This is a genomic window from Pandoraea terrigena (assembly GCF_902459705.1).
Classification (GTDB): Bacteria; Pseudomonadota; Gammaproteobacteria; order Burkholderiales; family Burkholderiaceae; genus Pandoraea; species Pandoraea terrigena.
In genome coordinates, this window is record NZ_CABPRU010000015.1 from 21,411 (window position 1) to 45,207 (window position 23,797).

A 23,797-nucleotide genomic window follows, 5' to 3' on the forward strand; every position below is an offset into this window, starting at 1 on the left:
GACAGCACTCTTTTTGACCAGGAATTCACTATGAAGAAAAATCAAAATCTCCATGCCCTTCGCTTTGCGAACGGTACCGCGGCGTTCGGCGAAGACTGGGGAGGCGCCCCCGTCTCTGGCGATCCCAAAGCATTCGTTGTCAACCGATACGAGTCTCAAGACAAACAGTACCAAGTCGGTACCTGGGAGTCGTCGGTGGGCACATGGGCGCTCGATTACAACGATTGGGAATATTGCTTTGTCCTTGAAGGGCGATTCCATATCCAGCCCGAGGGCGGCGAGCGCGTGGAGTTTAGCGCGGGAGACACTTTCGTGCTCGAGCCCGGTTTCAAAGGGACACTAGAAGTCGTGGAGCGTACAAGGAAGTGGTACGTGTTCCACAATCGTTAATCCGGAACACCTTGCGACGCTCCAACCAAGGTTAATTGAATAGTTCGAGTGGCAGAGCCGGCATCACCTTGCGGAGCGTCGGTTCGACTTCATTGCGCAATGTCCTGATGGCACAATCGGCGAGTAGTTTTGCGATGTCCTCCCATTCCCCGTTACGCCTCAGGAGAAAAAAATGGCGCTTCGCCAGAGGACTTTCGGGTAATGGCGCCAGCGAAACGTTGGGCAGGTGGTGGCGCGCCTGAAGCAAGCAGAGTGGCGTTGTCAACGCGCAGCCGCGGCCGGAGGCAACCAGGCTAAGCAATGGGTCCGTCGCGTCGAACTCATACATGGCCGGTGCATCAATTCCGATATGGCGGATGAATCGTTCCACCTGCTGCGCAGTCACTTGACGCCGGGAGTAACGAATCAAAGGAATACTACGCGCAACTTCGACAAATGGCGCACCCGCATGTGACAGCGGAACGACGGCGACGAATCTCTCGGAGAAAAGCAGTTGCTGAGTGACACGTTCGGGGTCGACTGTCGACTCGGTACAAACGGCGAGATCCAACTCGCGATTTACCAACTGCTCACTGACCATCGGGGTCAGGCCAGACCACATTCGAAGATTCTCTGCCGTACCGACCAGTTGTTCCACGAGGGCCGGCCCGATAGTTGCGGCGAACGAGTCGACGCAGCCTATGCGCAAAAGCGACAAGCTCGCTTTGGTAGCCGCGCGAACACTGAGAGCAACGTCTCGGGCATGAGCGAGCAATGGACGTGCCCTGTCGAGCAGAACGCGACCAGCGGCGTTAGGTCTCAACGGCCGCATTTGCCGGTCGAACAAAACATCGCCATGCTCACGCTCAAGTACCTTGATACATTGACTAATCGCACTCTGCGATATGCCGAGTACGCGAGCGGCTTCAGTCATCGAGGCGGTTTCGCAGACGGTGACAAACACCTGCAATGCGCGAAGGTCGATCGGCGGTGCGATGGAATTCATGAAGGCGCATCTCCAATCAAACAAAAAACGCCATATGGGGGAAGCGCAAAGCTCACTGCGGCCTGAGCGCGCAGCAAGAATCTTCAGCGTACTCGCTGCGGCATTATAGCGTTGGCGAGAAATGATCCTTGATCGTTGCGAGGCCGCCCCGATTCCAATAGCACCTCGCCTTGGCATCCCGGGGGCTGCGACGTTGAAAAACCGGCTTCGCGCCGGCTAACCGGGCTTGCCTGACCGACCGCGCCCAGCGAGCGCACGACCAGACTGCTGTCCAGCAATACGCCGACGCGCACCGCACAATCCACGCCCTCCGGCACGAGATCGACCGTGCGGTCGCTTGGTCGCAGTACCAAGCGTAGCCGTGGATGGCGGCGTAGTAGCGTCAGCAGCGCCGGTACGGCCGGCGTGCGATGTGGTTGCCAATGCCTTGAATCGTGCCCTGCCCCCGGTCAGAGCCGAATTTCCACGAATGCGCCATCTCCTGAAGCGGTACAACATCACACCGGCGCGTTACCGTAAGCCGCCAAGAACATTTGGGCCGGGCATCCGGTTCGGAAACCCGTGTCATTCCCGACGTAGCTTAGCCGCCGGTTTTACTAAAAATCGCCCGCTCTTATATTGAAGGTGTGCCTTTTCGACTGTACGAAACTTCGACCGTCCATTCGTAAACCTCGCATTCGGAAAGGCAGAACCGTGAATACATACGATGTCGTTGTCATCGGCGCTGGCGTGATCGGCAGCTCGGTTGCATTTCACCTCGCCAAGTTTGGCGCAAAAAACGTGCTCGTGCTCGATCGCGACACCATTGGCGCCGGCACGACGTCCCAGTCCTCGGGAATTTTGCGCACGCATTACTCCGTCAAGGAGAACGTCGAGCTTGCGCGTCACTCATGGCAAATCTTCAACAACTTCGCCGAGTATCTTGGCGACGACGAAGCGTCGTGCGGCATGGTCAAGTGCGGCTACATGATCGTCGCGCCTGAAGGTGACAAGCTCGAACCGCTGCGCGCCTCGCTCAACCAACAGCGCGAACAAGGCATCGCGCTGGAGACCCTGTCTCAGGCTCAGGCACGCGAGCTGCTGCCCATTGCGCAGTTCGACGATGCCGCGCTGATCGGCTACGAGCCGGAAGCCGGTTTTGCCGACGCCTATCTTGTGGCGACCAGCTTCGCCCGTGCAGCACGCCGCAGCGGCGTGACAGTTCGCGAGAATGCTCAGGTCAATCGCGTGCTGATCGAGAACGGCAAGGTCGTGGGCGTTTCCACGTCGATCGGCGACTTCAAGACGTCGATGGTCATCAGCGCGCAGAACATCTGGACGCCGGAACTCGCCGGCTGGACCGGACGCGAGCTGCCGGTAACACCAGAGCGCCACGCCGTGCTCGCGCTCGAATGCGACGCCGCGAAGTACACCTTCTCGATGCCGGTGTTCAAGGATCTGGCTTCGCCGGGCATGCTCTACTGCCGCAGCTACGGCGGGAGCCAGATGCTCGTGAGCGAAGGCGTCGTGGGCGAAAGCCTTGCCGCCGCTCAGGTCGAACAGGGTGACATCCCGATGGACTATGTCGTCGAAGTGGGTGCCCAGGTCGCAGAACGTTTCCCGGCGTACGAAGCGTCGGGCATTGCGTCGTCGTGGACCGGTGTGTACGACGTCACGCCTGACTGGAATCCGGTACTGGGCAAGCTCCCGGGAATCGAGGGACTTGTCGTCGGTTACGGCTTTTCGGGCCACGGCTTCAAGCTCTCGCCGACGGTTGGCCGCATCCTTGCGCAAGAAGCGCTCGGCATGCCGACCGACGTGTCGCTTGCGCCGTACTCGATCGAACGCTTCCACACCGGCAGGCTGCTGACCGGCAAGTACGGCCTCGGTGCGGTGTCCTGATCGAATAGCGCACACCATGATCGCGTCGCACAACGTCATCGCGCTCGATCGGGTGAGCGCGGAACCCTGGAAGAATGGCGGGGGGGTGACCCGGGCACTCGCTGCGCATGACGGCTCACCTGGCCAGTGGCGGGTGAGCCTCGCCGAGATTACTCAGGATGGTCCCTATTCTCGTTTTTACGGCGTAGTCCGTCATTCGTTGATCGTCGCGGGTCGCGGCATCGTGCTTCGCAATGGCAGCGACACCGTCGTGCTCGCGCCCGGTGTGCCTACGCAGTATGACGGCGAGCCGGAATGGAGAGCATCGCTCATCAACGGCGCTTGCCAGGCCTTGAATGTCATGGTCGATCGCGGCGTTTGGCGGGCGCGCGTCGAAACATTGGCCCCTGAGATCCCTGCCGAGTTTGTGCCGCGTATCGGGGGCGTCCTCGTCGTGTTCTCCGGCGACGGCAAATGCGAGATTCGCCGCGCGGGCGAGCGTTGCGTGATGCCCCCCCGCGCGTTCGTAACGCTTGACGCCGATGCATCGCCCTTCGCATGCACGATGACGTCGAGCGCGCTTGAAGACGCCATGCCATGTGCGGTGGTCGCGATCGCGCCGTTAGTTTGAGCGGCGACGCGCCAGACCGCGCCGACATATCGCTGTCCAGGCACCCGCGCTCCGCGGCTAACCGCATAACCTCCATGAATTCGGAACCGGCGCTGCAGCGCCGTCCATGGAAAACTTTGTAATGAGGAATCTCTGATGAAAGTAATTACGGCAGTCAAGCGCGTGGTTGACTACAACGTCAAAGTCCGCGTGAAGTCCGATCGGAGCGGGGTCGATATCGACAACGTGAAGATGTCGATGAACCCGTTTGACGAGATCGCTGTGGAAGCGGCCACGCGCCTGAAGGAAGCTAACGTGGCGGCCGAGATCGTCGCGGTGTCGTGCGGTACGACGCAGAGCCAGGAGACGCTGCGCACTGCGCTAGCGATCGGTGCTGATCGCGCGGTGCTGGTCGACACCGACGCCGAGCTGCAACCGCTTGCGGTCGCCAAGTTACTCAAGGCCGTCGTTGAGAAAGAACAGCCGCAACTCGTAATTCTCGGCAAGCAGGCCATTGATCACGACGCCGGGCAGACCGGACAAATGCTCGCCGCCCTGCTCGAATGGCCGCAGGCCACGTTCGCCAGCGACATCCAGATCGAAGGCGACTGGGCAACGGTGACGCGTGAGGTCGACGGCGGCCTTGAAGTTATCTCGCTGAAGTTGCCGGCGATCATCACCACGGATCTGCGTCTTAACGAGCCACGCTATGTGACGTTGCCCAACATAATGAAGGCAAAGAAGAAGCCGCTCGACGTGGTGACGGCTGACGCGCTGGGTATCGATCCGTCACCACGACTGAAGACGTTACGCGTTGAAGAACCGGTGGGGCGAAAATCTGGAATGATGGTGCCCGACGTGGCGACGTTGATTGATAAACTGCAGAACGAAGCGAAGGTGATCTGAATGACAACGCTGGTAATAGCTGAACACGACAACACGCAGCTCAAGGGGGCGACCCTGCACACCGTCAGCGCTGCGCGCAAGATTGGCGGGCCGGTGCATGTACTCGTCGCGGGCTTGGACACACAGGCTGTGACCGACGTGGCGGCACGCATCGAGGGTGTCGAGAAGGTGCTGGTCGCCGATGCGCCGCAGCTCGCCGAAGGTTTGGCTGAAAACGTGGCCGCGCAGGTGATCGCGTTGGCGGGGAGGTATTCGCACATCTTTTTTTCCGCCACGGCGGCGGGCAAGAACGTGGCGCCGCGTGTGGCCGCGAAGCTCGATGCTTCGCAGATTTCCGAGATCGTTTCGGTCGAGGCACCAGACACATTCAAACGTCCGATTTATGCGGGCAACGCAATTGCGACAGTGCAGTCGTCCGACGCGGTGATCGTGGCGACAGTGCGAACGACGGCATTCGATGCCGCCCGCCCGGGAGGGGGGGCGGCATCGATCGAGACGGTGGCAGCAGTGCCTGACGCGAATACTTCGCGCGTCGTGAGGCGCGAGGTGGTGAAAAGCGATCGTCCGGAACTGACAGCGGCACGCGTCGTGGTGTCGGGGGGGCGTGGGCTGGGTAGTGCGGAGAATTTCGCAATACTTGAACCGCTGGCGGAAAAGCTTGGCGCGGCGATTGGCGCGTCGCGCGCGGCGGTGGATTCGGGGTTTGCGCCAAACGACTACCAAGTGGGTCAGACGGGCAAAATCGTCGCACCGGAGTTGTACGTCGCCGTGGGCATTTCGGGCGCAATACAACATTTGGCTGGGATGAAAGACGCCAAGGTGATCGTGGCCGTGAACAAAGATGCCGACGCACCGATTTTCAGCGTGGCCGACTACGGGCTTGTGGGCGATCTGTTTGACGTCGTGCCGGCGCTGACGCAGTTGGTGTGAGATTCATCAGGATGCGATGCAACCAGAAACGCCAAGGCTAACGCATCGGCGTTAATGAGATGCCCCCTCACCCTGCACGCGGTCACACAGTAACGCGGCAGGGTGTTTTTCGTTTGAAGAGATCATCATGCGGAACGCGACGCTCAAGGATGCTTGTTGGCGTTCAGCATTGGATAACATGAACGGCACCCCGGCCTGACGACGCGCATGGACACGACCGATCACCCCGCCCTGAGCGCGTCCAACGCAGCCTGCACCATGCGTTCGACCACCGGGCGCACGCGATCCGCGAGGTCGGGGCGATAGGCGAACGGTGAGCTTTCGTTCATATACGTCGACTGGCACATCTCCAGTTGGATCGCGTGCACGCCCTGCTCCGGCCGGCCAAAGCTGCGCGTGATGAAGCCGCCCTTGAAGCGGCCATTGGCCACCCAGGTGTACGGCTGCTCGCCCAGCGTCGCGATCACCACATCAAGCACTCTCGCGCCGCAACTCGCGCCGGAATTGGTCCCGAGGTTCAGATCGGGCAACTTGCCTTCGAACAAGCGCGGCAGCACACTCGCGATCGAGTGCGCCTCCCACAGCAATACCGATCCGAATTCCGACTTCAGCCGCGCGATCTCCGCCTCCAGTTTTGCGTGATACGGCTGCCAATACGTCTGGAGCCGCATAGCGTGTTCGGCAGTGTCGGGCGCCAAGCCATTTCGGTAGAGCCGCTCCCCACGGAACGTCTCCATCGGGTACAGGCCAGTCGTCGTCTGGCCCGGATAAAGACTCTCCCCCGTCGGCGGACGGTTCAGATCGACGACATAGCGCGAATATTTCGCGCCGAGTATCGACGCGCCCATGCGCTGCGCGAAATCGTACAGACGGTCGAGGTGCCAGTCAGTGTCGGGTACCTCCAGCGCATGCGGCTGCAACTGTGCGGCGATCGCGCCGGGGATTTCGGTACCGAGGTGAGGTATCGAAATCAGCAGTGGCACGGTACCCTGATGGAAGTGGAATGCGGGTTCAGACATGATTTCAGCTATCGGGGAAAGTTTGTAATCGTCGACTTCGAGCGTGCCCTTGTACTTGCGCATCTCGTCGACCTGCAACGAGCCGGCGCCGTGCTCCGCGCTGAAGGTGCCATCAGGCTCAGCCGCAATGTCGTACACCACATGGCCGCGTTGTCGGCATTGATCCGCGCTGACTCCACATTTCAACCAACGGAAAACCCTGAAGCAATGGGCAATTCAGGGATTGGTGTGCGATGGCGTCAAGCGTAAGCCGCACAAAAAAGCGGACGCGTTGCTTAAGGCGCACTTATGTTCTAGGTGGGGTTTCGGTTATGTCAGTCGCTCGCCAGTCCGAACGAGAACACATGGTCCGGGTTGAGCGAAAGCGCCTGCGCGATGTCCTTCGCCACCTGCTTCTCATAGGCGCGGCATAGCAGGTCGTGCATTTCGTTCGGCATATTGCCGAGCTCGTTCTCGCGGGAACTTAGATAGAACGTGCGCGACAACGGCTCGTAGGGACGGCCGTGGCGCGAGAAGTGCGACAGCGGCACCACCCGGAGGTCAGGCACGAAATGGCGCGACTGCCAGATGCACAGCGGTGTGGTGATTGCGAAGCCAAGACCCGCGGCTACGAGGCTCAGCATCGGGTCAGTAGCGTCGAATTCGCACGTCCGCTCGATGTTGTCGGTGTGGGCCATCAGGTAGGTATCGACGTGCTGCCCGATCACCGAGCGTGCGCTGTAGCGAATGAAGCGCAGATGGCGGCTGAGCTCGGTCAGCGAGGTAAAACGATCGAGCGCAACCTCCTTGGGCAGCACCACATAGTAGGGTTCGGAGAACAGTTTCTGTCGACGCACACCAAGGGTGCTACTCACTCCCGTCGTGGTGACGGCCATGTCGAGTTGGCGCGCGTCGAGCAAGGCGTCGAGTGTCGGGGTGATGCCGGACCAAAGGCGGATCTGCTGTGACGTTCCGGTGAGCGCCTTGATGATGATGGGCCCCACCGTGGCGGCGAATGAATCGACGGCCCCAAGTCGCACGACGATCCGTTTGGCGCGCGTGACATTGCGCACGCTTTCCACCATCTGGTCGGCGCTTTGCAGGATGGCGGTCGCATGTTCGAAGAGTCGCTGCCCCGCGGCGTTAGGACGCGCCGGACGTGTCGAGCGGTCCAGCAACACCGTTTCGAGCATCGACTCGATGGCCTTCACACGCTGCGACACGCCGGCTTGCGAAATGCGCAGGCGCTTGGCTGCGTCGGAGATGGACCCGGCTTCGACAACGGCAACCCAACTTTCGAGCAACTCCCAGTCGGGGTACCGTCCACTGACCACATCATTCATAGCCGTATAAATTGCATGCGAGAGCGACGACTGTAGCACAGCGATTTGCATATCCGCCTAGTGCAGTTGCGAGCAAAGAGTGTGACAGAGTCGCAATATGTTTGGCTTGACCTCCCCCCGCGCCGTCCGGTCAGACGAGGGACCTACTGCCGAGCCAGAGCGCGCAAACCACCCCCGCCGCGCCCTCGGAATAGCAAACGCACAAAGGGCCTCCCTACTGGGAAGCCCTTTGTTTATCCGTGGCGGAGAGACGGGGATTCGAACCCCGGATAGGCTATTAACTTACACTGGTAGACTGCAAAAAATACGCTCAATCATGGAGTTGCGGCATCTTGGTTGTGTCACAAGCGCGACAGCAGTGGCACGCTAGGTACTTGAAAATACTCACTTCATCCTCGGCCAATGACACAGGTTATGTGTGTCTATACTGCGTGCCTGTCGGGCAGAGGCCCGCCCTTCGCTGTGAGCACCATCCAGATGGGAAATGCCGACAACGGTCAAGCGCCCATTGTCGGAGCTACTTCCACTCTTCGAAGTTCAGATACGCCCCGAACGCTTGCCGCACACCAGTGGACGCCTGTTCGAAGAACCACTTTTGCAGTTCGAGATTCGCCCCCACACACTCGGGGGGCAATACGCCACCGTTGCGCTTTATGCGCGCGTCGATCACCTTGAGTTCATTAGCTTTTTTGTTTATCTCGTCGCAATACTCCGAGATGTCACGACCAAAGAGGAACGCAATTTCCGGGCGTCTGTTTGTGAATGCAACCCATTTTTCCCCGCCCCAGTCAGGGATGTTGCCCTGCGCTAATCCAGACGTGAAGCCCCAGACCATCTCAAAAATACTGTAGCGCCGTTCGAAGAGATCGAGCTTCAGCTTCGCCTGAGCGACTCGAAATTGTCGGTAGGCGATATATGCCGCAATGCCTGCAACCACGGCGGCGACAAAAGCCGCAGGTAGTCCCTTAGCAATCTCAGGCCATACATTGGCCCAGCGGTCCGCACACGTCGTCATCTGGCGTTCTCAAGTGGCTATTTCGGGGGTCTGCTGCACGGGAGCGGGTGGAACTGGCACTGATTGCCGCCGCTCCATTTCGTCGAGGCTAATAATCGTTTTCCGCAGAGTGGCGATGTGGTCCCAGCCGTCCACCGGCGACGTTGCAACAGGCAAACTCCCCCACCGCCGCAAGGAGGCCGCCAAGTAGTGGGCGTGAAGCCCTACAGCGCACGATTCCTTTTTGACCAGCGTGGCCAACCGAAATGAGTCTGTCCACATAGAGCGTGTCAGTAACGATATCGACTCATTCCGAGCGATCACCATTGCAGGAAATCGCCGTAACTTTTGCTCGATCTGCGGTTCCAAAGTGCGAAAGCTATCACCTGCTTGTGGGCCGATCCATTGAGGCACCGAAAGGTCTCCAAGTCGCCCGACATCTTGCATCGCACATGCTTCATCTTCACCGTTTCCGATGTCGATCACACGTACTGCGCAGAGTCGCGAGTACGCTTCAAGCGCCTGGGACCATTCAGAACATACTTGCCGTCGATCCAACTTCTGGATTCGCTTCTCTCGCCACCGCTCCCGCAACTCGGGCACGCACTGTGTGATAACGAGAGTGGTTGTGGCAGTACCAACGATCGTCACGAGAGCGTTAATTCCGCCTGACGACGTAGCCCATCCCCATAGAGCGTCAAACAGCTTGTTCATAGTTTTTTCTCGGCCACGACACGCGGCGTCGGTCACTACTGTCCGCAAGGTAGTCCTCAAACTGCCGAGGTAGCGTACACGAAAATCCAGCGGGTCTCGGGAAAAGGGTAACCAAGGTAACCGCTCTTCAAAAATCGGCCGCAAATCCTTACCAGAAAAGGCTTTCAGAGATTTAGGCAAAAGGTAACTTTAGGGTAACCAAAAGGTAACCGGTTACCTTTTACGAAGGTAACTTATCGATTTTTTCACTCTCTTTAGAATCAAAGACTTAGACCGCGGTTACCTTTTGGTTACCCTCGGTTACCCTTGAAAGGTAACCGGGAGAATCCTTTGTCCATGCGGGTTTTCACATGATTTTTGCGAGCGGTTACCTTGGTTACCCTTTTCCCGACACCCACCGTAAAATGGTTCTGCTCGCTCGGTGTAGGCTGTGGGTTCGATCCCCGCCGGCTCCACCAATATTCTGACTGTCGACGACAACGAAAGACGGTCAAACCCAAGTAAAAACGGGCCTTCGGGCCCGTTTTTCATTTCTGAAGCATTGTCGCTCGTTGTCGTTGGTTGTCGGAGAAATGGCACGTAAATGGCACGCGGCGCGAGATCGTTAGCATGGGTTGAGGCGTGCCTCCACCGTCAGATACAAACGGGCTACGTGACGACCACGTAACCCGTTTCGTTTAAGCTCAGAATCGCTGCTTTGAAACACGTACTTCCCGATGAGTGTCTATGCCTCGAACAACAGTTTTTCGAGAGCCTCCTTGTCTGGTACGGATTTCCTTTCAACCATTCGGATGATTGCCATCCTCAATAGGTGAAAGGTTGCGATCAGGTCACTCGATCCATGCTTCGGCGATCCATGAGCAGCAGCCGAACGCAGATTGTAGAGCTTGACGATTTCCCTCTGCATCGCCATTCGAGTAGCTCCCCTGCCCTCTAGGAAAGCTGCCAGTTGAGCCGAAACACGAAACACTAGCTCCGCCTTGTGCGGGGAAAATATTGCTTCGAGTGCCCCCCAAATCGATACGAGCATCATCGCCGTATTTGGGATGCACTGAGCGTTATCAAAGGTGTCCAGTGCGAAGTCGAATTCGGTACTTTCCCCACGCAGATCGACCGCGGCAGACCAATTCTCAGCAACCCAGTCGATTTTGGTCAAATCGTTGTCACCGGCCACGGGCGCGATCTCGACAAATCGCTCACGCCCTCCGTGAATCATGCCAATAAACTCCCCGCCTTTGTCTTTTCGGTCCCGCATGGGCGCAATTGGCCCTTTGGTCAAAACCTGCGTCGTCACACGCGGGTCATACCAGAGGCGCAGCAGCGAGATAATCGTGTGGCCTACCTCGATGCGCTTTACCCGCTTGTGCCCGTACTCCTTGGGAATAAATAGCTCTGCCGTTATGTCGACGCCGGGTCTTCTGGACACGGCTTGCCACGGCCCCGGATGAAACGACAGCGGCGAGGCCGGCTGCGCGAAGGCGAGTACATCGGTAGAAAAGAGATGTGCGAATGTGGGGCGAAGCTGAATCCCCTGTCCCATATCTATTACTTTCCCCTCGAGGTTGATGCCCGAAAGGCCGAAATTTACATCGCTTTCGACTGTCTCTTTTGTCATCTCAGCTATGAAAGGAAAATGAGGTGTTCCCAATCAGGCGGGGCACTTCGCCGCCGAAAGTTGTATCGCCACGCCCCTAAGCTCTTGCTACTTGTGGGGGCAAGTTGATCGCAATCCGTCGATGTGCTCGTTGAGGTTGGCCGGGATCGACTTCCACATGGGATCAAGAATGAAATCAATTCCCTCCCGACGTGCTTGCTTTGCTGCCGGCACGAAATCCGCGTCGCCGGCTATCAACACAATTTGATCAACCTGCCCCTTGAAGGCCAACGACGAAACGTCGACGCCGATTCGCATGTCGACGCCTTTTTGGCGAACATCAACTGTGACATCGTCTTCCGTCAACTGCTCCATAGTGATCTTTCGCGCCAATAGCTCGGCAACCTTGTTCGGTTTGATGACCCACTGAGTGTAGGCGGACAGGTGCCCCAATCTCAGCGCAACCTTCCGCATACCACGGAGGTGTTCGTGAAGATCATTGCGAAATTGCGCTTCCTTGGACTTGGCGAAGTCGACAGCCTTCCCGCTGATGGGGTTATGCATCTTCTTATCGAGCGGCGGACAGTCGTAAAAGAAAATTCGGTAAAGATCGCGCCTTTGCCCTCGCTGCCGTTGGCGAACGGGACGCAGATCATCTCCGGCTCCATTTCTGCGCGGCAGTGGCGGAGTCAGATGCGCACACGCCCATCGATGAGCGCACTCGGCAGCTCTACGCGGGTCATAAGCATTTTGGGGTTCAATCGTACGGAAGCGTTTGATGAAGAAAGCCCCGTCAATCAGGATCGCAGTTGCCATCGCCTAACTCTTCTAATTTTTCGGCCCGGAAATGAAAAAAGCCCAAGGGCTCGGCACGCTGCTGGATGATTTGCAACGGCTTACTGCCATGGGCTTGATAGGAAAATCATACCAGTTGGGTATAACGTAGTGCAAGGTTAAATTACAACGGAATCGCTAACCGATTCGAAAAACGGGTACATATGACCGAAACGGGCGTTCCGCAACGCTGACACTGAATTCCCAGCGCATGAGCTTGGCGCATGAAAGTGCACACGTTCCATGCACCCCGGAATGCCTCGCAGCGCCCATACTGGCAAGCCTTGGCGGTCGGCGCAAAGGTGCATAAAAACTGTTGCATCAAGCGCGCAGGCGTGGCGGGGTCATGACCGCGCGCGCTGGGGGTTAGGGAGGGGTGGTCGGCAGAAAAACGGCAGCGGCAACCGGCCTGTCCGCGCGCACAACGGCCTGCCTCCTCCTCGCCCATGCCGCCCCCCTCCCAAACCGGGAGCCCGTTGTAGGGCCTCTGATGCGGTCCCGATATTCAGCTAAAATACTGTTCATTCATACAGTATTTATGCACCATGCGCTCCCGACGCCCTGCTCCCACCGAACGCCGTGCCCTGACCAGCCTGGACTTGCGCACGATCTGGACTCGTGCGCCGTCACCCGAAGCGCGGGAATTGCTGTGGGAGATCCATCGGATGCACGGCGTGCTGCTCGCATGTCGGGCGGATATGGAGATCATTCGCGCCGCCTGGCGGGAGGATGTGGGCGGGTGGCTCGTCGCTATCGAGTCGCTTCGTTCGCGGCTGCTCGATGAGCCGTGCGTGGCCGAAGCTGGTGTCGACCGCATGCGCGCGACACGCGCGGGCCAAGCGTCGGACGCTCCTCCGGCCGATCAATTATTGCCAATACAAAAAATCGTTGACGACAATAATTAGTGCCCATACGATAATTACATGGACATCGAATTCGACCCGACCAAAGATCAAGCGAACCGAGCGAAACATGGCCTCTCACTGGCACTTGCTGAAGCGTTCGAGTTGGACACCGCGCTCGTTGAAATTGACGACCGGAACGACTACAAGGAAGAACGGTTTATCGCCCTCGGCCTGATCGGCGACCGGGTCCATGTGATGGTGTTCACTGTGCGTGGCGAAGCGATTCGAGTTATCAGCCTTCGCAAAGCCAATCGACGCGAGGTAAAGCGATATGACGACGAAACGTAAAATCCAACCGATGACCGACGCCGAAGACGCGGCGATCACGCGTGCGGCGCAATCCGATCCGGACAGCCCGCCGCTCACCGATGCCCAACTGAAGAAGATGCGCCCGGCGCGCGACGTGCTGACGCAAGCACTTGGGAAGGAACGCACCGACGCTCTGCTGAAACGACGCGGACGTCCTGCGTTGCCGGAAAGCGAACGCAAGGTGACGCTCAATATGCGAGCCGACCGCGATGTGGTCGATGCATTCAAGGCAACCGGTGACGGCTGGCAAACTCGCATGAACGATGCGCTGCGCGAGTACGCCGAGTCGCACCACTTGCTCTCGGCATAGAGAAGTCCATTTGGAAGCAAATTGGCGAGATGATCGCTGGTGGCAAATTCGCCCCTCCGTCAATTCGCGCTCGTTGGGACGTACACGCGTGTGAGCCAAACATGCAATGCCCCTCGCTCGGAGAAGCGAAGGGCATTTGCGTCAGTACAGTGACTGGCGTCCAGCTATCGGGGAGCCTTCGCCGACCGGCCTTCGAATGGATCAAACGCTAGCTGGCGATGAATTCCTTCGACAATTGACTGATACACAGCGGAATAATCAGTTTTGTCATCGTCAACCCGAGGCGCGACGATAACGCGGTCCATTTCCGGCAAGTGGACTTCCATAGCGTCCGGCAACCACTTGAGCCCAATAAGACTACGATAGACCGACTTCGGCCACGAGTTGGCATCGTGTTCGACGGCGAGCGACAGCCCAAACCAGCCGACAAGGTCGTCGTCAAGGCGAGAAATTAACATCCCCGAAGGTTCCTCATATTGCCCATCTTGCCAGGCAAGCAATCGAACGTAGGGAACTTCACCGTCATCGGTGGAGTATTTTCCAGTCGGGGACTCCACATATTTTGAGAATCCATCTCGCAAATGACGGGTCTGGTCATTTAGCTTTCTGAAGAATTGGAGCTTGCGTCCCTCGCTATTTGAGTACGCACCGCACAGTTCACTGAAAATCCCCACAGGTCGACTCCTAATGGTTGTTAAGGCGTACATATTACCCCGCCGTCTTGTCGCTGCTCGCGAGTGCATACGGCTCGAACCGCATCACCTCTTCACCGAGCCAGTCATTCACGGCTTTCACGCTCTCCTGGAGCGGCATGATCTCGTTGACCCAGAAGACCTTCGCGGCTTTCTCCACGTCACCGAACCCGCCGGTGTTATTCGGGATCACGCTCATGAGCTGCGGCGGCACGCGATGCGCCGCCAGCAGATCGTCGCGCGTCACGTTCTTGATGTTGAAGAACTCGTCCTTCGCAGCCACCTCGGACACGGGGATGATCTGCATGCCGTCCTTCTTGCCGTTCGGCGCGTACATGAAGAGGTTGCGGAAGTTGCCCGGCCCCTTCGAACTCTTCAGCGCTTCGCGCAGCGCATCGACGTCCTGCTGGCTCTGCGCTGGGTCCGTCATGTACAGGATGAAGCCCGCATGACTGCCGTTCTTGTAGTAGCGTCGGCGGAACAGCGTCGCGGACTCATTCAGCCAGGCAGCGTTGAGCGCGGGCAAGTACTCGGGCAGTCCGTATACCTCCTGCTCGACGTCAGCCTCCATCAGGTGGAAGACATCGCCCTTCGCAAACATCGACTCCTGCCCCACCTCGGGCACCCACCAATACGACTCCAGATCCAGACCCCGCCGGGTGTATTTCGTGAGCAGTGTCTTCAGCGCGAGCGGGCCACCGAGCCGGTTCTTGCGCAGCTCGAAGTAGGCGTTGCCGAACACCATGTAGTTGAGCGCGAACTCCCGGAAGTCCGCCCGCGTCAGGCGCTTGTGGGGAACGAACGTCGACGCCAGGATGTTGCGCTTCACGTAGATGGCCGAGCTGTGGTGCGGCGCCGCGCGAAATGAACGCGCTAGGCCATCCCAGGACAGGGGCGGCTCGTACCATTTCGACAGTCGCATGCACTCGAGGTACGACAGGATCTCCCGTTTGTCGAGCACCGCGACGGGATCGCCGAACGTGAATGCCTCGACGCCAGGTGCATTTGCCGCCGTGGCCGCCGGTGCCGGGGCTTCCGCCGTGCGTGCGCGGTACCGCGCGTTTCGATTCTTGCTCACGAGTACATCTCCATAAAGCCCTGGTTCGTGCCGATCTGCCCATCGATACCCTCGTTCGATAGGGCGTGCATCGTCGCCCACGCAATGTCCGCGTGGCTCGCTTGCGCTGATCGGTCCGCCTTGTAAGTGATCTGCCCGCCGCCGGCGGTCGATGTCTTTCGAATCGCCATGAACGACTGGGCAATGTCCGTGTGTCCGGCATCGAATTCGAGCCGGCCCTTGCTCATGACGTCATGCGCCTTAATCACGAGCTGCGTCTTGACGTGCGGCGAGTAGGTGAAGCCGACCACCGCCGGGAAAAACTTCTTCACGAGCTGGTACACCGCGTCGCCGATGCCGGTGCGGTCGATGCCAATGAACGTCACGACATAGCGCTCCGTCGCCTTCTTGATTGCTTCGGCCTGCGCCTCATAGTCGAGGCCCCGAAACGGGATGCGCTCCAAGATCCGGAACTTGCCACCTGGCACCGCCGGCGGCGCCAGCACCACCAGCGCGGCCGAATCGCCCATGCCGCTGCCGCCGTTCGGGTCATACCCGAGCCACACCGGCCGATAGCCAAATGGGCGGGCAGCGAACGGCATGTAGTCTTCCCACACCTCCCAGCTGTCGACCATGCAGCCCTGCAGCAGGGTGAATTTGAAGACAGCCAGCACGTCGTCCACGAACTGGCACAAGAGCAGATTGGCGAACTCATCGGCGCCATACTCGAGGCGCAACTGCTCGAGGTCGAACAGATTGCATCCGCCCGCGAGCGCGTCTTCCACGGTGACGATCTGCCGCCACTGACCGTCCGGGCAAAGCACGCCGCGCGCGAGCGCCGCGTGCGAAAGGTCGAGCTGGATGCGCTCTTCCTTCTTGCGGCCACGATTGAACAGCGCCCCGCTCCAGAACGGATAAGCCTCGTGTGCCAGGTTGGATGGCGTGGAGAAGTACGTCTGGCGCCAGTGCTTGTGGATCGCCATCCCGGACGCCACCTTGCGCAGCTCCTGGAATTTCGACGTCCAGAAGTACTCATCGAAATACAGGTTTCCGTGATAGCTCTGTGCCGTGCGCGCGTTGGTGCCGAGGAAATACAGGTTGGCCCCGGTGTGAGGTAGATGCATCGGCGACCCAGTCAACTCGACATCGGCCGCGTCCTTGGCGAACTGCTTGATGTACTGCTGGAAGACGTGAGCCTGCGCCTTGCTGGCCGACAGGAAAATCTGGTTGCGGCCCGTGTCCAGGGCGTCGATGAAAGCCTCGCGGGCGAAGTACCAGGTCGCGCCGATCTGACGGCTCTTGAGGATGTTGCGGATACGGTGCTTTTGACCTGCCTCGTACCAAGCGCGTTGGTAGTCGAAGATCGAATCCATGAACGCGTCGCGCAGTTGATCCAACTGCTTTTCGTCGATGCTGTTCCTCTCGGGCTTCTTGCGCGGCCCACTGTTGCGGCTCGCGATCTTCGGATTCAGGTCAACTTCGTTTCCCGTTTGCTGGTACTTGTGAACGCGTTGCATGCGTTCGATCTGCCGCCCCAGAAGATCGATCTCTTTAAAGTCCTTCCCCTCTTTGTTTTCCTTGCGCACGAGCTGGATCATCCGCGCCTCGAGCGACAGCTCGACACGATCAACCGGCGCGGTGTCCTTCCACTTGTCGCGTCGGCTCCAGCTATGCACGGTCGACGCCTTCTCGCCGATCTTTTCGGCGATGCGCGCGACGCGCCACCCTGCGAAGTACAGGTTGCGTGCCTCAACGCGCGGATCGGTGTCAGTGACGTGCTGTTGTGTCATGCCGACAAGGTTGCCCACGCGCGCGCGTATGGTCGACGCGGCCGTGTTGTAAGGCGTTCGGGCACAACACCGATGCGTTGCCCCGCGCGCGGCCGACGCCGAATATGGGCCATGTTGAACGCTCACCCCGAGGAAACCCAACATGGCAAAGAAAACGAAGTTCTTTCGCGTCGCCACCGAAGGCGCCACGACTGACGGTCGCACCATCACCAGGCAAATGATTCAGGAGATGGCCGCGACGTATGACACGAACAAGTACGGCGCACGCATCAACCTGGAACACATTCGCGGCATCGTCCCGGACGGCCCCTTCAAGGCATACGGCGACGTGATTGCGCTCAAGACCGACACGAACGCCGAGGGCAAGCTGCAGTTGCTCGCGCAGCTCGATCCGACCGACGCCCTGGTGGCAATGACGACGAAGGACCGCCAGAAGGTCTACTCGTCCATCGAGGTGGACCCGGACTTCGCAAATAGCGGCCAGGCATACATGGTCGCCCTGGCTGTGACGGACAACCCCGCGAGCCTGGGCACGGAAATGTTGGCTTTCAGCGCCACCGCCACGAACAGCCCGCTGGCTGGCCGCAAGCAACGCCCGGAGAACCTCTTCACGGCAGCCGAGCAAGCGCTGATCGAGTTCGAAGACGAAGCGGGCGACGGCGGCGAAGTCACGCTGACCCTGAAGGGTTCCACCGCCTCGCTGCTCGAGCGCTTCACCGCTGGCCTGTTGGGCAAGAAACCCTCCCCCACCACACCCCCGGAAAACAAGCCGGCCACCAGCGAGCAGCCGCAGCAGTTCACCGCTGAGATGGCCACCAATGCCGTGGGCGAAGCCGTCGCCAAGGCGATGGAGCGATTCAGCGCAAACATGACCGATGCGATTAAGCCCGTCACGGAAGCACTGGAGACGCTGCGCAGGGACCACGACGCGCTCGTGACAAAGCTCTCCGATACGGACGGCAGCGCACCGCGCACCGCCGCCACCGGTGGCTCCAAGTTCGCCGAGCTGACTGACTGCTGATCGCAGCCCCGCCACCACCACACGCAAACCAACCGTACCGGAGAAGCACACATGCGTAAGGAAACCCGCATCGCCTTTAATGGCTATCTGCGCCAGCTCGAGAAGCTGAACGGCGTCGAAAGCGCCACCGAGAAATTCTCGGTCGCACCATCCGTTCAACAGACGCTCGAAACCAAGATGCAGGAATCGACCGAGTTCCTGGGGCGCATCAACGTCATCGGCGTGACCGAACAGCAAGGCGAAAAGCTCGGCCTGGGCGTCGGGTCGCCGCTCGCCAGCACGACCAATACCGATCTCAAGGAGCGCGAGACCATCGATCCGACGGATCTCGACCCGAACGGCTATGTCTGCACGCAGACCAACTTCGATTCGCACCTGAAGTACCCCAAGCTCGATGCCTGGGCGAAGTTCCCCGACTTCCAGGCACGCGTGCGTGACGCGCTCCTGGTACGCCAGGCGCTCGACCGCATGCTGATCGGCTTCAATGGCGTGTCGCGCGCGGCCACATCGGACCGCGTCGCAAACCCATTGCTGCAGGACGTCAACAAGGGCTGGCTGCAGAAGTACCGCGAGCAAGCACCAGCCCGCGTGATGGACCACGGCAAGACGGCCGGAAAGGTTGTCATCGGCAAAGACGGCGACTACGGCAACCTGGACGCCGCCGTGTACGACGCCTTGTCGAGCCTGATCGACCCGTGGCACCGTGAAGACACCGATCTCATAGTGCTGTGCGGCCGCGCGCTGGCCCATGAGAAGTACTTCCCGATGATCAACCGCCAGCAGGCGCCGACCGAGCAGCTTGCCGGTCAGATCATCATGAGCCAGAAGGCGATGGGCGGTCGACCGGCAGTTATGGTCCCCTTCTTCCCGGCTACCGCCTTCATGATCACGCGCTTCGACAACATCTCGATCTACTTCCAAGACGGAGGGCGCCGCCGTTCGGTCATCGATAACCCGAAACGCGACCGTATCGAGAACTTCGAGTCGAGCAACGACGCGTTCGTGATCGAAGACTATGGCCTCGGCTGCTTGGTCGAGAACCTCGAGTTCGCTCCGGAGTAAGCATGCCGTCGCCCGCACAACAGCACTTCATGCGGGTCACCGCGGCGCGCGCGACCGCCGCCGCGGCGACCACCGATGAACCCATCGTCGCCACCGCTTATGAGCAGCAGCTGATGCAACTGGCACAGCACAAGCGGCAACTGAGCGGCATCCAGTCAACGGAAAAGAAGGCCGAAGCCAAACGCGAGATGCTGCCGACGTATGCCGCGTGGGTCGACGGTGTGCTCTCGAGCGGGCGCGGCGTGCAGGACGATGTCGTGATGAACGTGCTCGTGTGGCGCATCGACGTTGGCGACTACACCGGCGCGCTGCCCATCGCAGCACACGCCATCCATTACGGCCTGAAGATGCCCGAGCCGTACACGCGCACCACGGCATGCGTCATCACCGAGGAGTTCGCGGATATGGCGCGCAAGGCCCGCGCAATCAATGGCGAAGTGGACATTCCGAGCCTGCTCGCCGTTGCACGACTGACCGACGGCGAAGACATGCCCGACCAGGTGCGCGCCAAGCTCTACAAGGAGATCGGCCTGGCGCAAATCGACAAGGACCCCGCCGCCGCCCTCGCCCGCCTGAAGCGCGCCCTCGAGCTGAACAAGAACGTGGGCGTCATCAAGGAAATCGAGCGCCTGGAGACGAAGCTCCGCAACCCGACTTCGACCGCCGCCAGTGACGGCGACGGTTGACACCGAGCGTACCCCGCGCCGGGCGGCAGGGGGCTGACGCAGGCTTGATTGCCAACGCCGACGCCCCCTCCACCGCCCACTATCGACAGGAACCACCGCATGTCCTTCCTCGCCCCTGCCCCGATCATGGACACCGGCGTCACGATCAAGAACGACGCCTTTTTTCCCGATATCGCTCTCGACGCGATGCGTGACGTCCAACGCCTCGACGGGACAGTCACGGCACCGCGCCTCAAAGCCGAAGTCGAGGAAGCGATGCTGTACGTCAACGGCGCGCTGGCCGCCTGGCGAGCGCAGCGCACGTCCGAGGGCTACACGTCGCTCGCCGACGTAAAGACCGTGGGCGGCAACCCCGTGGCAGAGATCGACGGCAAGACCGCGCTCGGGCTGCGCTACACCCGCGCCGTGTTCTGCTGGGCCAACGCCAACCTCATCGAGCGGTACCGCAACTTCGACGCGACAGCCACCGGGCGCAAAGAGGACGACGTGACTCGCCCTGGTGCCGACGAGCTGCGACGCGACGCGGCGTGGGCGATCAACGACATCGTCGGTGTGTCGCGGAACACCGTGGAGCTGATCTGATGCGCGTCCGGGCAATGCAGAACGACACCCTGGACGCGATCTGCTGGCGTGTCTTCGGTCGCACGCAGGGCGTCGTGGAAGCCACGCTCGCGGCGAACCCCGGTCTCGCCGACCTCGGCCCGATCCTGCCCCACGGCCACCTCATCGAACTACCCAACCAACCCGCACAGGCTGAGAAAAAGACCGTGCAACTGTGGGACTGACCATGACTGAACCCGTTACCACCAACGCCACGGTCGCCACGGCCGGTGTCGCCGTGCTCTCCCTGTTTCCCGGCGTCGACGCTGCCGTGGTGATGGGAGCCTTCGCGGGCGCCGGTGTCTTCGTGCTGGCCTCCGATGATCTGGCGCCATTCAAGCGCCTGGCGTTCTTCCTCATCTCGTTTGTCGCCGGCTGCCTTTCAGCACGCCTGGCTGCCGATCTGATCGGCTGGGCTCTGCCCCAGCGCATCCAGGTCAATGCGGCCGTCGGCGCGCTCGTGGCCTCGGCGGTCATCATCAAGCTGCTGATGTGGCTCATTCGACGCGCGGCGAACCCCGAGAAGCTCTTTGACGCCTTCAAGGGAGGGCCGAAGCCGTGAACACGCTCACCATCCTCAACGCCGTGCTGTGCGCAGTCATCGCGCTGCGACTGCTGATGTTCCGGCGCGCGTCGGGCTGTCACCGGCCGTGGGCTTCGCGCCTGGCGTACGCGCTCGTCCTCGTCACTGGCTCCGTGCCAATCCGCACGATCTTCGGCGCCCCGTTGCCCGTCGATGTGACCTCCCTGGCAATCAATGCCGTCCTGTGTGCGGCAGTCCTCGCCGTGCGCGGCAACGTCGTTGACCTGTTCCGCTGCGGCATGGGCTACGACAACCCCATCACCCGTCTACTGAGAAAGACCCATGACCACGCTCGCTAACGTGCTTCGCCAGGGCGACCACGGCGCCGCCGTGCGCTCGCTTCAGACCGCACTCAACACCTTCGGTGCAGCCGTTTCCGCCGACGGCTGGTTCGGCCCCGCCACCACCAGCGCCGTCATGGACGTGCAACAGCACTTCGGCCTGGTGGTGGACGGCATCGCCGGCGCGAAGACGCAACAGGCTCTGGCCTCCGGCGCTCGAGCACCGGGACATCTGACCGCTGCCGACCTGGTTTCTGCGGCCGACAAGCTCGGCATCGAGCTGGCCGTCGTGCGCGCCGTGAACGAAGTGGAAAGCCTGGGCTGCGGCTTCCTGCCCGACGGTCGCCCGGTCATCCTCTTCGAGCGCCACATCATGTACCGCGAGGTCGGCACAGCCGGTCTCGACGCGCTGGCGCTGGCCGAGCGCTATCCCAATCTCGTCAATCAGAAGCGCGGCGGCTATGTAGGCGGTGCTGGCGAGCACAAGCGCCTCGCAGACGCCAGCACGATCCACCGCCCGAGCGCGCTATCGTCCGCCAGTTGGGGGGCGTTCCAGATCATGGCGTACCACTGGAAGCGCCTGGGATACGAGAGCGTCGAGGCCTTTACCGACTTGATGCGCGCCGGGGAAGCCGCGCAGCTCGACGCCTTCGTGCGCTTCGTCCTGGAGGACCCTGCCCTTCTCAAAGCCATGAAGGGTAGGAAGTGGGCAACGGTTGCGGAGTTGTTCAACGGCAAGGACTTCGCCGCGAACCTCTATGACGTGAAGCTCGACCGCGCATACGACAAATACACCGCGCTGAAGGTGGCCGCATGACGCGCACTGCCTACCTCGAGATCTCCCCCCGTCAGACCGGCGAGTTCCTGAAATGACGCCACTCGAGAAGATCGTCAGCGTGCTCCTTGCGCTCGCCGGCATCGCATTGCTGTTCGCGTTCCAGCAATTCCGCCTCGACGCGGCCGAGCAGCGCGCAGACAAGGCCGAGAAGGAAGCGAAACAGCTCGCGGCCGATCTGAACGACGCGCGCGAAAACCCTGTCGTGATTACGCAGTACGTCGACCGAGTGCGGGAGATCCGCGTCAAGGGCGACACCATCATCAAGAAGGTCCCCGTCTATGTCACTGACGAAGCTGATGCCGCTTGCACCGTTCCTGCTGGCTTTGTGCGCCTGCACGATGCAGCCGCAGCCAACGCCACACCTGACGATCCCAGCGATACTGATGCGCGACCCTCCGGCGTTGCGCTCTCTGCCGTCGCCGAAACTGTCGCCGACAATTACACCGCCTGCCACGAACTCGCCGCCCGCTTCGACGCCCTGCGAGACAAACTGCGCCGAAGCCCATACGTGACCATCGAACCGGACGGGAGTACCGCGCCATGATGAAGCCCAACGCGCTACGCGCTGCCCTGGTCGAAAACAACGCCTACCTGCAGCAGAATCCCGACCGCCTGCACGTCTTTGTTGACCACGGTCGAATCGAGGCTAGCAGCGAGAAAGGCCGGATTGGTTCTAAGGGCGGCTCGTTCCGCTATCGATACACGCTCAATCTCATCGTCACCGATTACCCGGAGGATTCGACCACCCTCATCATCCCCATCATTGCCTGGGCGCGAGACTGGCAGCCCGATCTGCTCGCGAACCCCGACCGGCAGCGCGATGGCATCAAGTTCGAAGTCGACGTCCTTAAGACGGGCACGGCCGACGTCTCCATCGAGATCCAACTCACCGAGGCTGTCGACGTGCAGTATGTCGAGGGAAAGCCCGTGGCCGCATATCGTCAGGAGCCTATGCTCAGTGACGAAATCCGCGCATTCCTCGGGGCCGACTGATGGCAGGAGACATTCGCGAACTGGATGCGTGGGCGGTAGGACTGCTCAATTCTCTCAGCCCTTCCGGGCGCCGCGTGCTCGCCAGGCAGATCGCCGGTGAGCTGCGGCGCGAACAACAAGCGCGCATTTCTGCCCAGACGAACCCCGATGGCACGCCTTACGAGCCGCGCAAGCCGCAAATGCGGGGAAAGGCCGGCCGCATACGCCGGAAGATGTTTTCCAAGTTGCGCACGACTCGATACCTCAAGATCGACGCGACGGCCGACAGCGCCGTTGTGGCATTCACCGGGCAAGTGCAGCGCATCGCTCGCGTGCATCACTTCGGTTTGCGCGACCGCGTCGAGCGCAACGGCCCGACCGTGAAATATGAGGCCCGCGAACTGCTCGGCATCACCGACCGTGACCAGGAGACTGTCGCGGATCTCATCATCAAGCACGTCGCCCGGTAACGTGTTGTAAGCGCGAACGCCACAACAGCAACGGCGTGACCGTCTCCCGCGCGCGCGGCATCC

Annotated in this window: 28 protein-coding genes and 1 pseudogene; 19 read left to right on the forward strand and 10 right to left on the reverse strand. The window is 60.4% G+C overall.

Features of this window, described 5'->3' with window-relative positions; translation table 11 throughout:
• The first annotated feature begins 30 nt into the window (after positions 1–30).
• Positions 31–390 carry a cupin domain-containing protein gene (locus tag PTE31013_RS22080; RefSeq protein WP_150614793.1) on the forward strand — a complete coding sequence of 120 codons (360 nt, stop codon included), beginning with the start codon at positions 31–33 and terminating at the stop codon, positions 388–390.
• Positions 391–421: 31 nt separating this feature from the next.
• On the opposite strand, the gene PTE31013_RS22085 is transcribed toward PTE31013_RS22080, so the two are convergent.
• Both PTE31013_RS22085 and PTE31013_RS25210 read right to left on the reverse strand, forming a co-directional pair.
• Positions 422–1,375, reverse strand: coding sequence for a LysR family transcriptional regulator (locus PTE31013_RS22085; RefSeq protein WP_150614794.1), 954 nt, complete (start codon positions 1,373–1,375; stop codon positions 422–424).
• 161 nt (positions 1,376–1,536) lie between these two features.
• A pseudogene (locus tag PTE31013_RS25210) lies at positions 1,537–1,770 on the reverse strand (LysR family transcriptional regulator); the annotation flags it as partial.
• A 298-nt stretch (positions 1,771–2,068) separates the two neighbouring features.
• Here PTE31013_RS25210 and PTE31013_RS22095 point away from each other — a divergent pair.
• From PTE31013_RS22095 to PTE31013_RS22110, 4 genes are all read left to right on the forward strand, one after another.
• The gene (locus PTE31013_RS22095) at positions 2,069–3,256 is read left to right on the forward strand and encodes an NAD(P)/FAD-dependent oxidoreductase (RefSeq protein WP_150614795.1); all 1,188 of its coding nucleotides are present in this window, start codon (positions 2,069–2,071) and stop codon (positions 3,254–3,256) included.
• A gap of 16 nt (positions 3,257–3,272) precedes the next feature.
• On the forward strand, positions 3,273–3,866 hold the full coding sequence (locus PTE31013_RS22100) for a HutD/Ves family protein (protein WP_150614796.1): 594 nt from the start codon (positions 3,273–3,275) through the stop codon (positions 3,864–3,866).
• Positions 3,867–4,001: 135 nt separating this feature from the next.
• Positions 4,002–4,751 carry an electron transfer flavoprotein subunit beta/FixA family protein gene (locus tag PTE31013_RS22105; protein ID WP_150614797.1) on the forward strand — a complete coding sequence of 250 codons (750 nt, stop codon included), beginning with the start codon at positions 4,002–4,004 and terminating at the stop codon, positions 4,749–4,751.
• Positions 4,752–5,681 (forward strand): electron transfer flavoprotein subunit alpha/FixB family protein, encoded by a 930-nt coding sequence (locus PTE31013_RS22110; protein WP_150614798.1) that lies wholly within the window; start codon positions 4,752–4,754, stop codon positions 5,679–5,681.
• Positions 5,682–5,902: 221 nt separating this feature from the next.
• Here PTE31013_RS22110 and hutG read toward each other — a convergent pair whose 3' ends face one another.
• The 5 genes from hutG to PTE31013_RS22135 form a co-directional block, all read right to left on the reverse strand.
• Positions 5,903–6,700, reverse strand: coding sequence for an N-formylglutamate deformylase (gene hutG, locus PTE31013_RS22115; RefSeq protein WP_150614897.1), 798 nt, complete (start codon positions 6,698–6,700; stop codon positions 5,903–5,905).
• 314 nt (positions 6,701–7,014) lie between these two features.
• The gene (locus tag PTE31013_RS22120) at positions 7,015–8,022 is read right to left on the reverse strand and encodes a LysR family transcriptional regulator (protein WP_150614799.1); all 1,008 of its coding nucleotides are present in this window, start codon (positions 8,020–8,022) and stop codon (positions 7,015–7,017) included.
• Positions 8,023–8,539: 517 nt separating this feature from the next.
• On the reverse strand, positions 8,540–9,037 hold the full coding sequence (locus PTE31013_RS22125) for a hypothetical protein (protein ID WP_150614800.1): 498 nt from the start codon (positions 9,035–9,037) through the stop codon (positions 8,540–8,542).
• A gap of 1,417 nt (positions 9,038–10,454) precedes the next feature.
• Positions 10,455–11,345 (reverse strand): HEPN domain-containing protein, encoded by an 891-nt coding sequence (locus PTE31013_RS22130; RefSeq protein WP_150614801.1) that lies wholly within the window; start codon positions 11,343–11,345, stop codon positions 10,455–10,457.
• Between the two features lie 87 nt (positions 11,346–11,432).
• A complete protein-coding gene (locus tag PTE31013_RS22135) occupies positions 11,433–12,140 on the reverse strand; it encodes an NYN domain-containing protein (protein WP_150614802.1) in 708 nt (235 codons plus the stop codon).
• Positions 12,141–12,757: 617 nt separating this feature from the next.
• On the opposite strand from PTE31013_RS22135, the gene PTE31013_RS22140 reads away from it, so the two are divergent.
• From PTE31013_RS22140 to PTE31013_RS22150, 3 genes are read left to right on the forward strand one after another with little or no spacing between them, the layout of a single operon-like run.
• On the forward strand, positions 12,758–13,063 hold the full coding sequence (locus PTE31013_RS22140) for a hypothetical protein (RefSeq protein ID WP_150614803.1): 306 nt from the start codon (positions 12,758–12,760) through the stop codon (positions 13,061–13,063).
• Between the two features lie 18 nt (positions 13,064–13,081).
• Positions 13,082–13,351 carry a BrnT family toxin gene (locus tag PTE31013_RS22145; RefSeq protein WP_150614804.1) on the forward strand — a complete coding sequence of 90 codons (270 nt, stop codon included), beginning with the start codon at positions 13,082–13,084 and terminating at the stop codon, positions 13,349–13,351.
• On the forward strand, positions 13,335–13,682 hold the full coding sequence (locus tag PTE31013_RS22150; protein WP_174978675.1) for a BrnA antitoxin family protein: 348 nt from the start codon (positions 13,335–13,337) through the stop codon (positions 13,680–13,682). Before PTE31013_RS22145 ends, PTE31013_RS22150 begins: the two co-directional genes overlap by 17 nt.
• 164 nt (positions 13,683–13,846) lie before the next feature.
• Here the strand turns inward: PTE31013_RS22150 and PTE31013_RS22155 are convergent, their stop codons facing one another.
• Genes PTE31013_RS22155 through PTE31013_RS22165 form a run of 3 tightly spaced genes read right to left on the reverse strand, consistent with a single transcriptional unit; the run spans position 13,847 to position 17,221 of the window.
• Complete coding sequence (locus PTE31013_RS22155) at positions 13,847–14,356, reverse strand: hypothetical protein (protein ID WP_150614805.1); 510 nt, start codon at positions 14,354–14,356, stop codon at positions 13,847–13,849.
• A 34-nt stretch (positions 14,357–14,390) separates the two neighbouring features.
• Positions 14,391–15,452: a phage portal protein gene (locus PTE31013_RS22160; RefSeq protein WP_150614806.1), complete on the reverse strand. Its 1,062-nt coding sequence runs from the start codon at positions 15,450–15,452 to the stop codon at positions 14,391–14,393.
• Complete coding sequence (locus PTE31013_RS22165) at positions 15,449–17,221, reverse strand: terminase ATPase subunit family protein (protein WP_150614807.1); 1,773 nt, start codon at positions 17,219–17,221, stop codon at positions 15,449–15,451. The genes PTE31013_RS22160 and PTE31013_RS22165 overlap by 4 nt, the downstream gene beginning before the upstream one ends.
• Positions 17,222–17,363: 142 nt before the next feature.
• Here PTE31013_RS22165 and PTE31013_RS22170 point away from each other — a divergent pair, with 142 nt between their 5' ends.
• From PTE31013_RS22170 to PTE31013_RS22220, 11 genes are all read left to right on the forward strand, one after another.
• The gene (locus PTE31013_RS22170) at positions 17,364–18,242 is read left to right on the forward strand and encodes a GPO family capsid scaffolding protein (RefSeq protein WP_150614808.1); all 879 of its coding nucleotides are present in this window, start codon (positions 17,364–17,366) and stop codon (positions 18,240–18,242) included.
• 51 nt (positions 18,243–18,293) lie between these two features.
• Positions 18,294–19,304 (forward strand): phage major capsid protein, P2 family, encoded by a 1,011-nt coding sequence (locus PTE31013_RS22175; RefSeq protein WP_150614809.1) that lies wholly within the window; start codon positions 18,294–18,296, stop codon positions 19,302–19,304.
• Positions 19,305–19,306: 2 nt separating this feature from the next.
• On the forward strand, positions 19,307–19,990 hold the full coding sequence (gpM, locus tag PTE31013_RS22180) for a phage terminase small subunit (protein ID WP_150614810.1): 684 nt from the start codon (positions 19,307–19,309) through the stop codon (positions 19,988–19,990).
• A gap of 99 nt (positions 19,991–20,089) precedes the next feature.
• Positions 20,090–20,572 (forward strand): head completion/stabilization protein, encoded by a 483-nt coding sequence (locus PTE31013_RS22185; protein WP_150614811.1) that lies wholly within the window; start codon positions 20,090–20,092, stop codon positions 20,570–20,572.
• Entirely contained in the window at positions 20,572–20,775 is a 204-nt protein-coding gene (locus tag PTE31013_RS22190; RefSeq protein WP_150614812.1) for a tail protein X, read from the forward strand. The genes PTE31013_RS22185 and PTE31013_RS22190 overlap by 1 nt, the downstream gene beginning before the upstream one ends.
• A 2-nt stretch (positions 20,776–20,777) precedes the next feature.
• Positions 20,778–21,152, forward strand: a complete 375-nt coding sequence (locus tag PTE31013_RS22195) for a phage holin family protein (RefSeq protein ID WP_150614813.1) — start codon at positions 20,778–20,780, stop codon at positions 21,150–21,152.
• Positions 21,149–21,472 (forward strand): phage holin family protein, encoded by a 324-nt coding sequence (locus PTE31013_RS22200; RefSeq protein WP_150614814.1) that lies wholly within the window; start codon positions 21,149–21,151, stop codon positions 21,470–21,472. The genes PTE31013_RS22195 and PTE31013_RS22200 overlap by 4 nt, the downstream gene beginning before the upstream one ends.
• Positions 21,456–22,271, forward strand: a complete 816-nt coding sequence (locus PTE31013_RS22205; protein ID WP_150614815.1) for an N-acetylmuramidase domain-containing protein — start codon at positions 21,456–21,458, stop codon at positions 22,269–22,271. Before PTE31013_RS22200 ends, PTE31013_RS22205 begins: the two co-directional genes overlap by 17 nt.
• Positions 22,272–22,323: 52 nt before the next feature.
• The gene (locus PTE31013_RS22210; RefSeq protein WP_150614816.1) at positions 22,324–22,836 is read left to right on the forward strand and encodes a hypothetical protein; all 513 of its coding nucleotides are present in this window, start codon (positions 22,324–22,326) and stop codon (positions 22,834–22,836) included.
• Positions 22,833–23,285, forward strand: coding sequence for a phage tail protein (locus PTE31013_RS22215; protein ID WP_150614817.1), 453 nt, complete (start codon positions 22,833–22,835; stop codon positions 23,283–23,285). Before PTE31013_RS22210 ends, PTE31013_RS22215 begins: the two co-directional genes overlap by 4 nt.
• A complete protein-coding gene (locus tag PTE31013_RS22220) occupies positions 23,285–23,734 on the forward strand; it encodes a phage virion morphogenesis protein (protein ID WP_150614818.1) in 450 nt (149 codons plus the stop codon). The genes PTE31013_RS22215 and PTE31013_RS22220 overlap by 1 nt, the downstream gene beginning before the upstream one ends.
• Positions 23,735–23,797: the final 63 nt, after the last annotated feature.

Bases quoted from the DNA above. Each gene is read 5' to 3' on its own strand.
- PTE31013_RS22080 (WP_150614793.1), top strand. From the start codon at position 31: ATGAAGAAAAATCAAAATCTCCATGCCCTTCGCTTTGCGAACGGTACC.
- PTE31013_RS22085 (WP_150614794.1), bottom strand. From the start codon at position 1,375: ATGAATTCCATCGCACCGCCGATCGACCTTCGCGCATTGCAGGTGTTT.
- PTE31013_RS22100 (WP_150614796.1), top strand. From the start codon at position 3,273: ATGATCGCGTCGCACAACGTCATCGCGCTCGATCGGGTGAGCGCGGAA.
- PTE31013_RS22105 (WP_150614797.1), top strand. From the start codon at position 4,002: ATGAAAGTAATTACGGCAGTCAAGCGCGTGGTTGACTACAACGTCAAA.
- PTE31013_RS22110 (WP_150614798.1), top strand. From the start codon at position 4,752: ATGACAACGCTGGTAATAGCTGAACACGACAACACGCAGCTCAAGGGG.
- hutG (WP_150614897.1), bottom strand. From the start codon at position 6,700: ATGTCTGAACCCGCATTCCACTTCCATCAGGGTACCGTGCCACTGCTG.
- PTE31013_RS22120 (WP_150614799.1), bottom strand. From the start codon at position 8,022: ATGAATGATGTGGTCAGTGGACGGTACCCCGACTGGGAGTTGCTCGAA.
- PTE31013_RS22125 (WP_150614800.1), bottom strand. From the start codon at position 9,037: ATGACGACGTGTGCGGACCGCTGGGCCAATGTATGGCCTGAGATTGCT.
- PTE31013_RS22130 (WP_150614801.1), bottom strand. From the start codon at position 11,345: ATGACAAAAGAGACAGTCGAAAGCGATGTAAATTTCGGCCTTTCGGGC.
- PTE31013_RS22135 (WP_150614802.1), bottom strand. From the start codon at position 12,140: ATGGCAACTGCGATCCTGATTGACGGGGCTTTCTTCATCAAACGCTTC.
- PTE31013_RS22145 (WP_150614804.1), top strand. From the start codon at position 13,082: ATGGACATCGAATTCGACCCGACCAAAGATCAAGCGAACCGAGCGAAA.
- PTE31013_RS22150 (WP_174978675.1), top strand. From the start codon at position 13,335: ATGACGACGAAACGTAAAATCCAACCGATGACCGACGCCGAAGACGCG.
- PTE31013_RS22165 (WP_150614807.1), bottom strand. From the start codon at position 17,221: ATGACACAACAGCACGTCACTGACACCGATCCGCGCGTTGAGGCACGC.
- PTE31013_RS22170 (WP_150614808.1), top strand. From the start codon at position 17,364: ATGGCAAAGAAAACGAAGTTCTTTCGCGTCGCCACCGAAGGCGCCACG.
- PTE31013_RS22175 (WP_150614809.1), top strand. From the start codon at position 18,294: ATGCGTAAGGAAACCCGCATCGCCTTTAATGGCTATCTGCGCCAGCTC.
- gpM (WP_150614810.1), top strand. From the start codon at position 19,307: ATGCCGTCGCCCGCACAACAGCACTTCATGCGGGTCACCGCGGCGCGC.
- PTE31013_RS22185 (WP_150614811.1), top strand. From the start codon at position 20,090: ATGTCCTTCCTCGCCCCTGCCCCGATCATGGACACCGGCGTCACGATC.
- PTE31013_RS22190 (WP_150614812.1), top strand. From the start codon at position 20,572: ATGCGCGTCCGGGCAATGCAGAACGACACCCTGGACGCGATCTGCTGG.
- PTE31013_RS22195 (WP_150614813.1), top strand. From the start codon at position 20,778: ATGACTGAACCCGTTACCACCAACGCCACGGTCGCCACGGCCGGTGTC.
- PTE31013_RS22205 (WP_150614815.1), top strand. From the start codon at position 21,456: ATGACCACGCTCGCTAACGTGCTTCGCCAGGGCGACCACGGCGCCGCC.
- PTE31013_RS22210 (WP_150614816.1), top strand. From the start codon at position 22,324: ATGACGCCACTCGAGAAGATCGTCAGCGTGCTCCTTGCGCTCGCCGGC.
- PTE31013_RS22215 (WP_150614817.1), top strand. From the start codon at position 22,833: ATGATGAAGCCCAACGCGCTACGCGCTGCCCTGGTCGAAAACAACGCC.
- PTE31013_RS22220 (WP_150614818.1), top strand. From the start codon at position 23,285: ATGGCAGGAGACATTCGCGAACTGGATGCGTGGGCGGTAGGACTGCTC.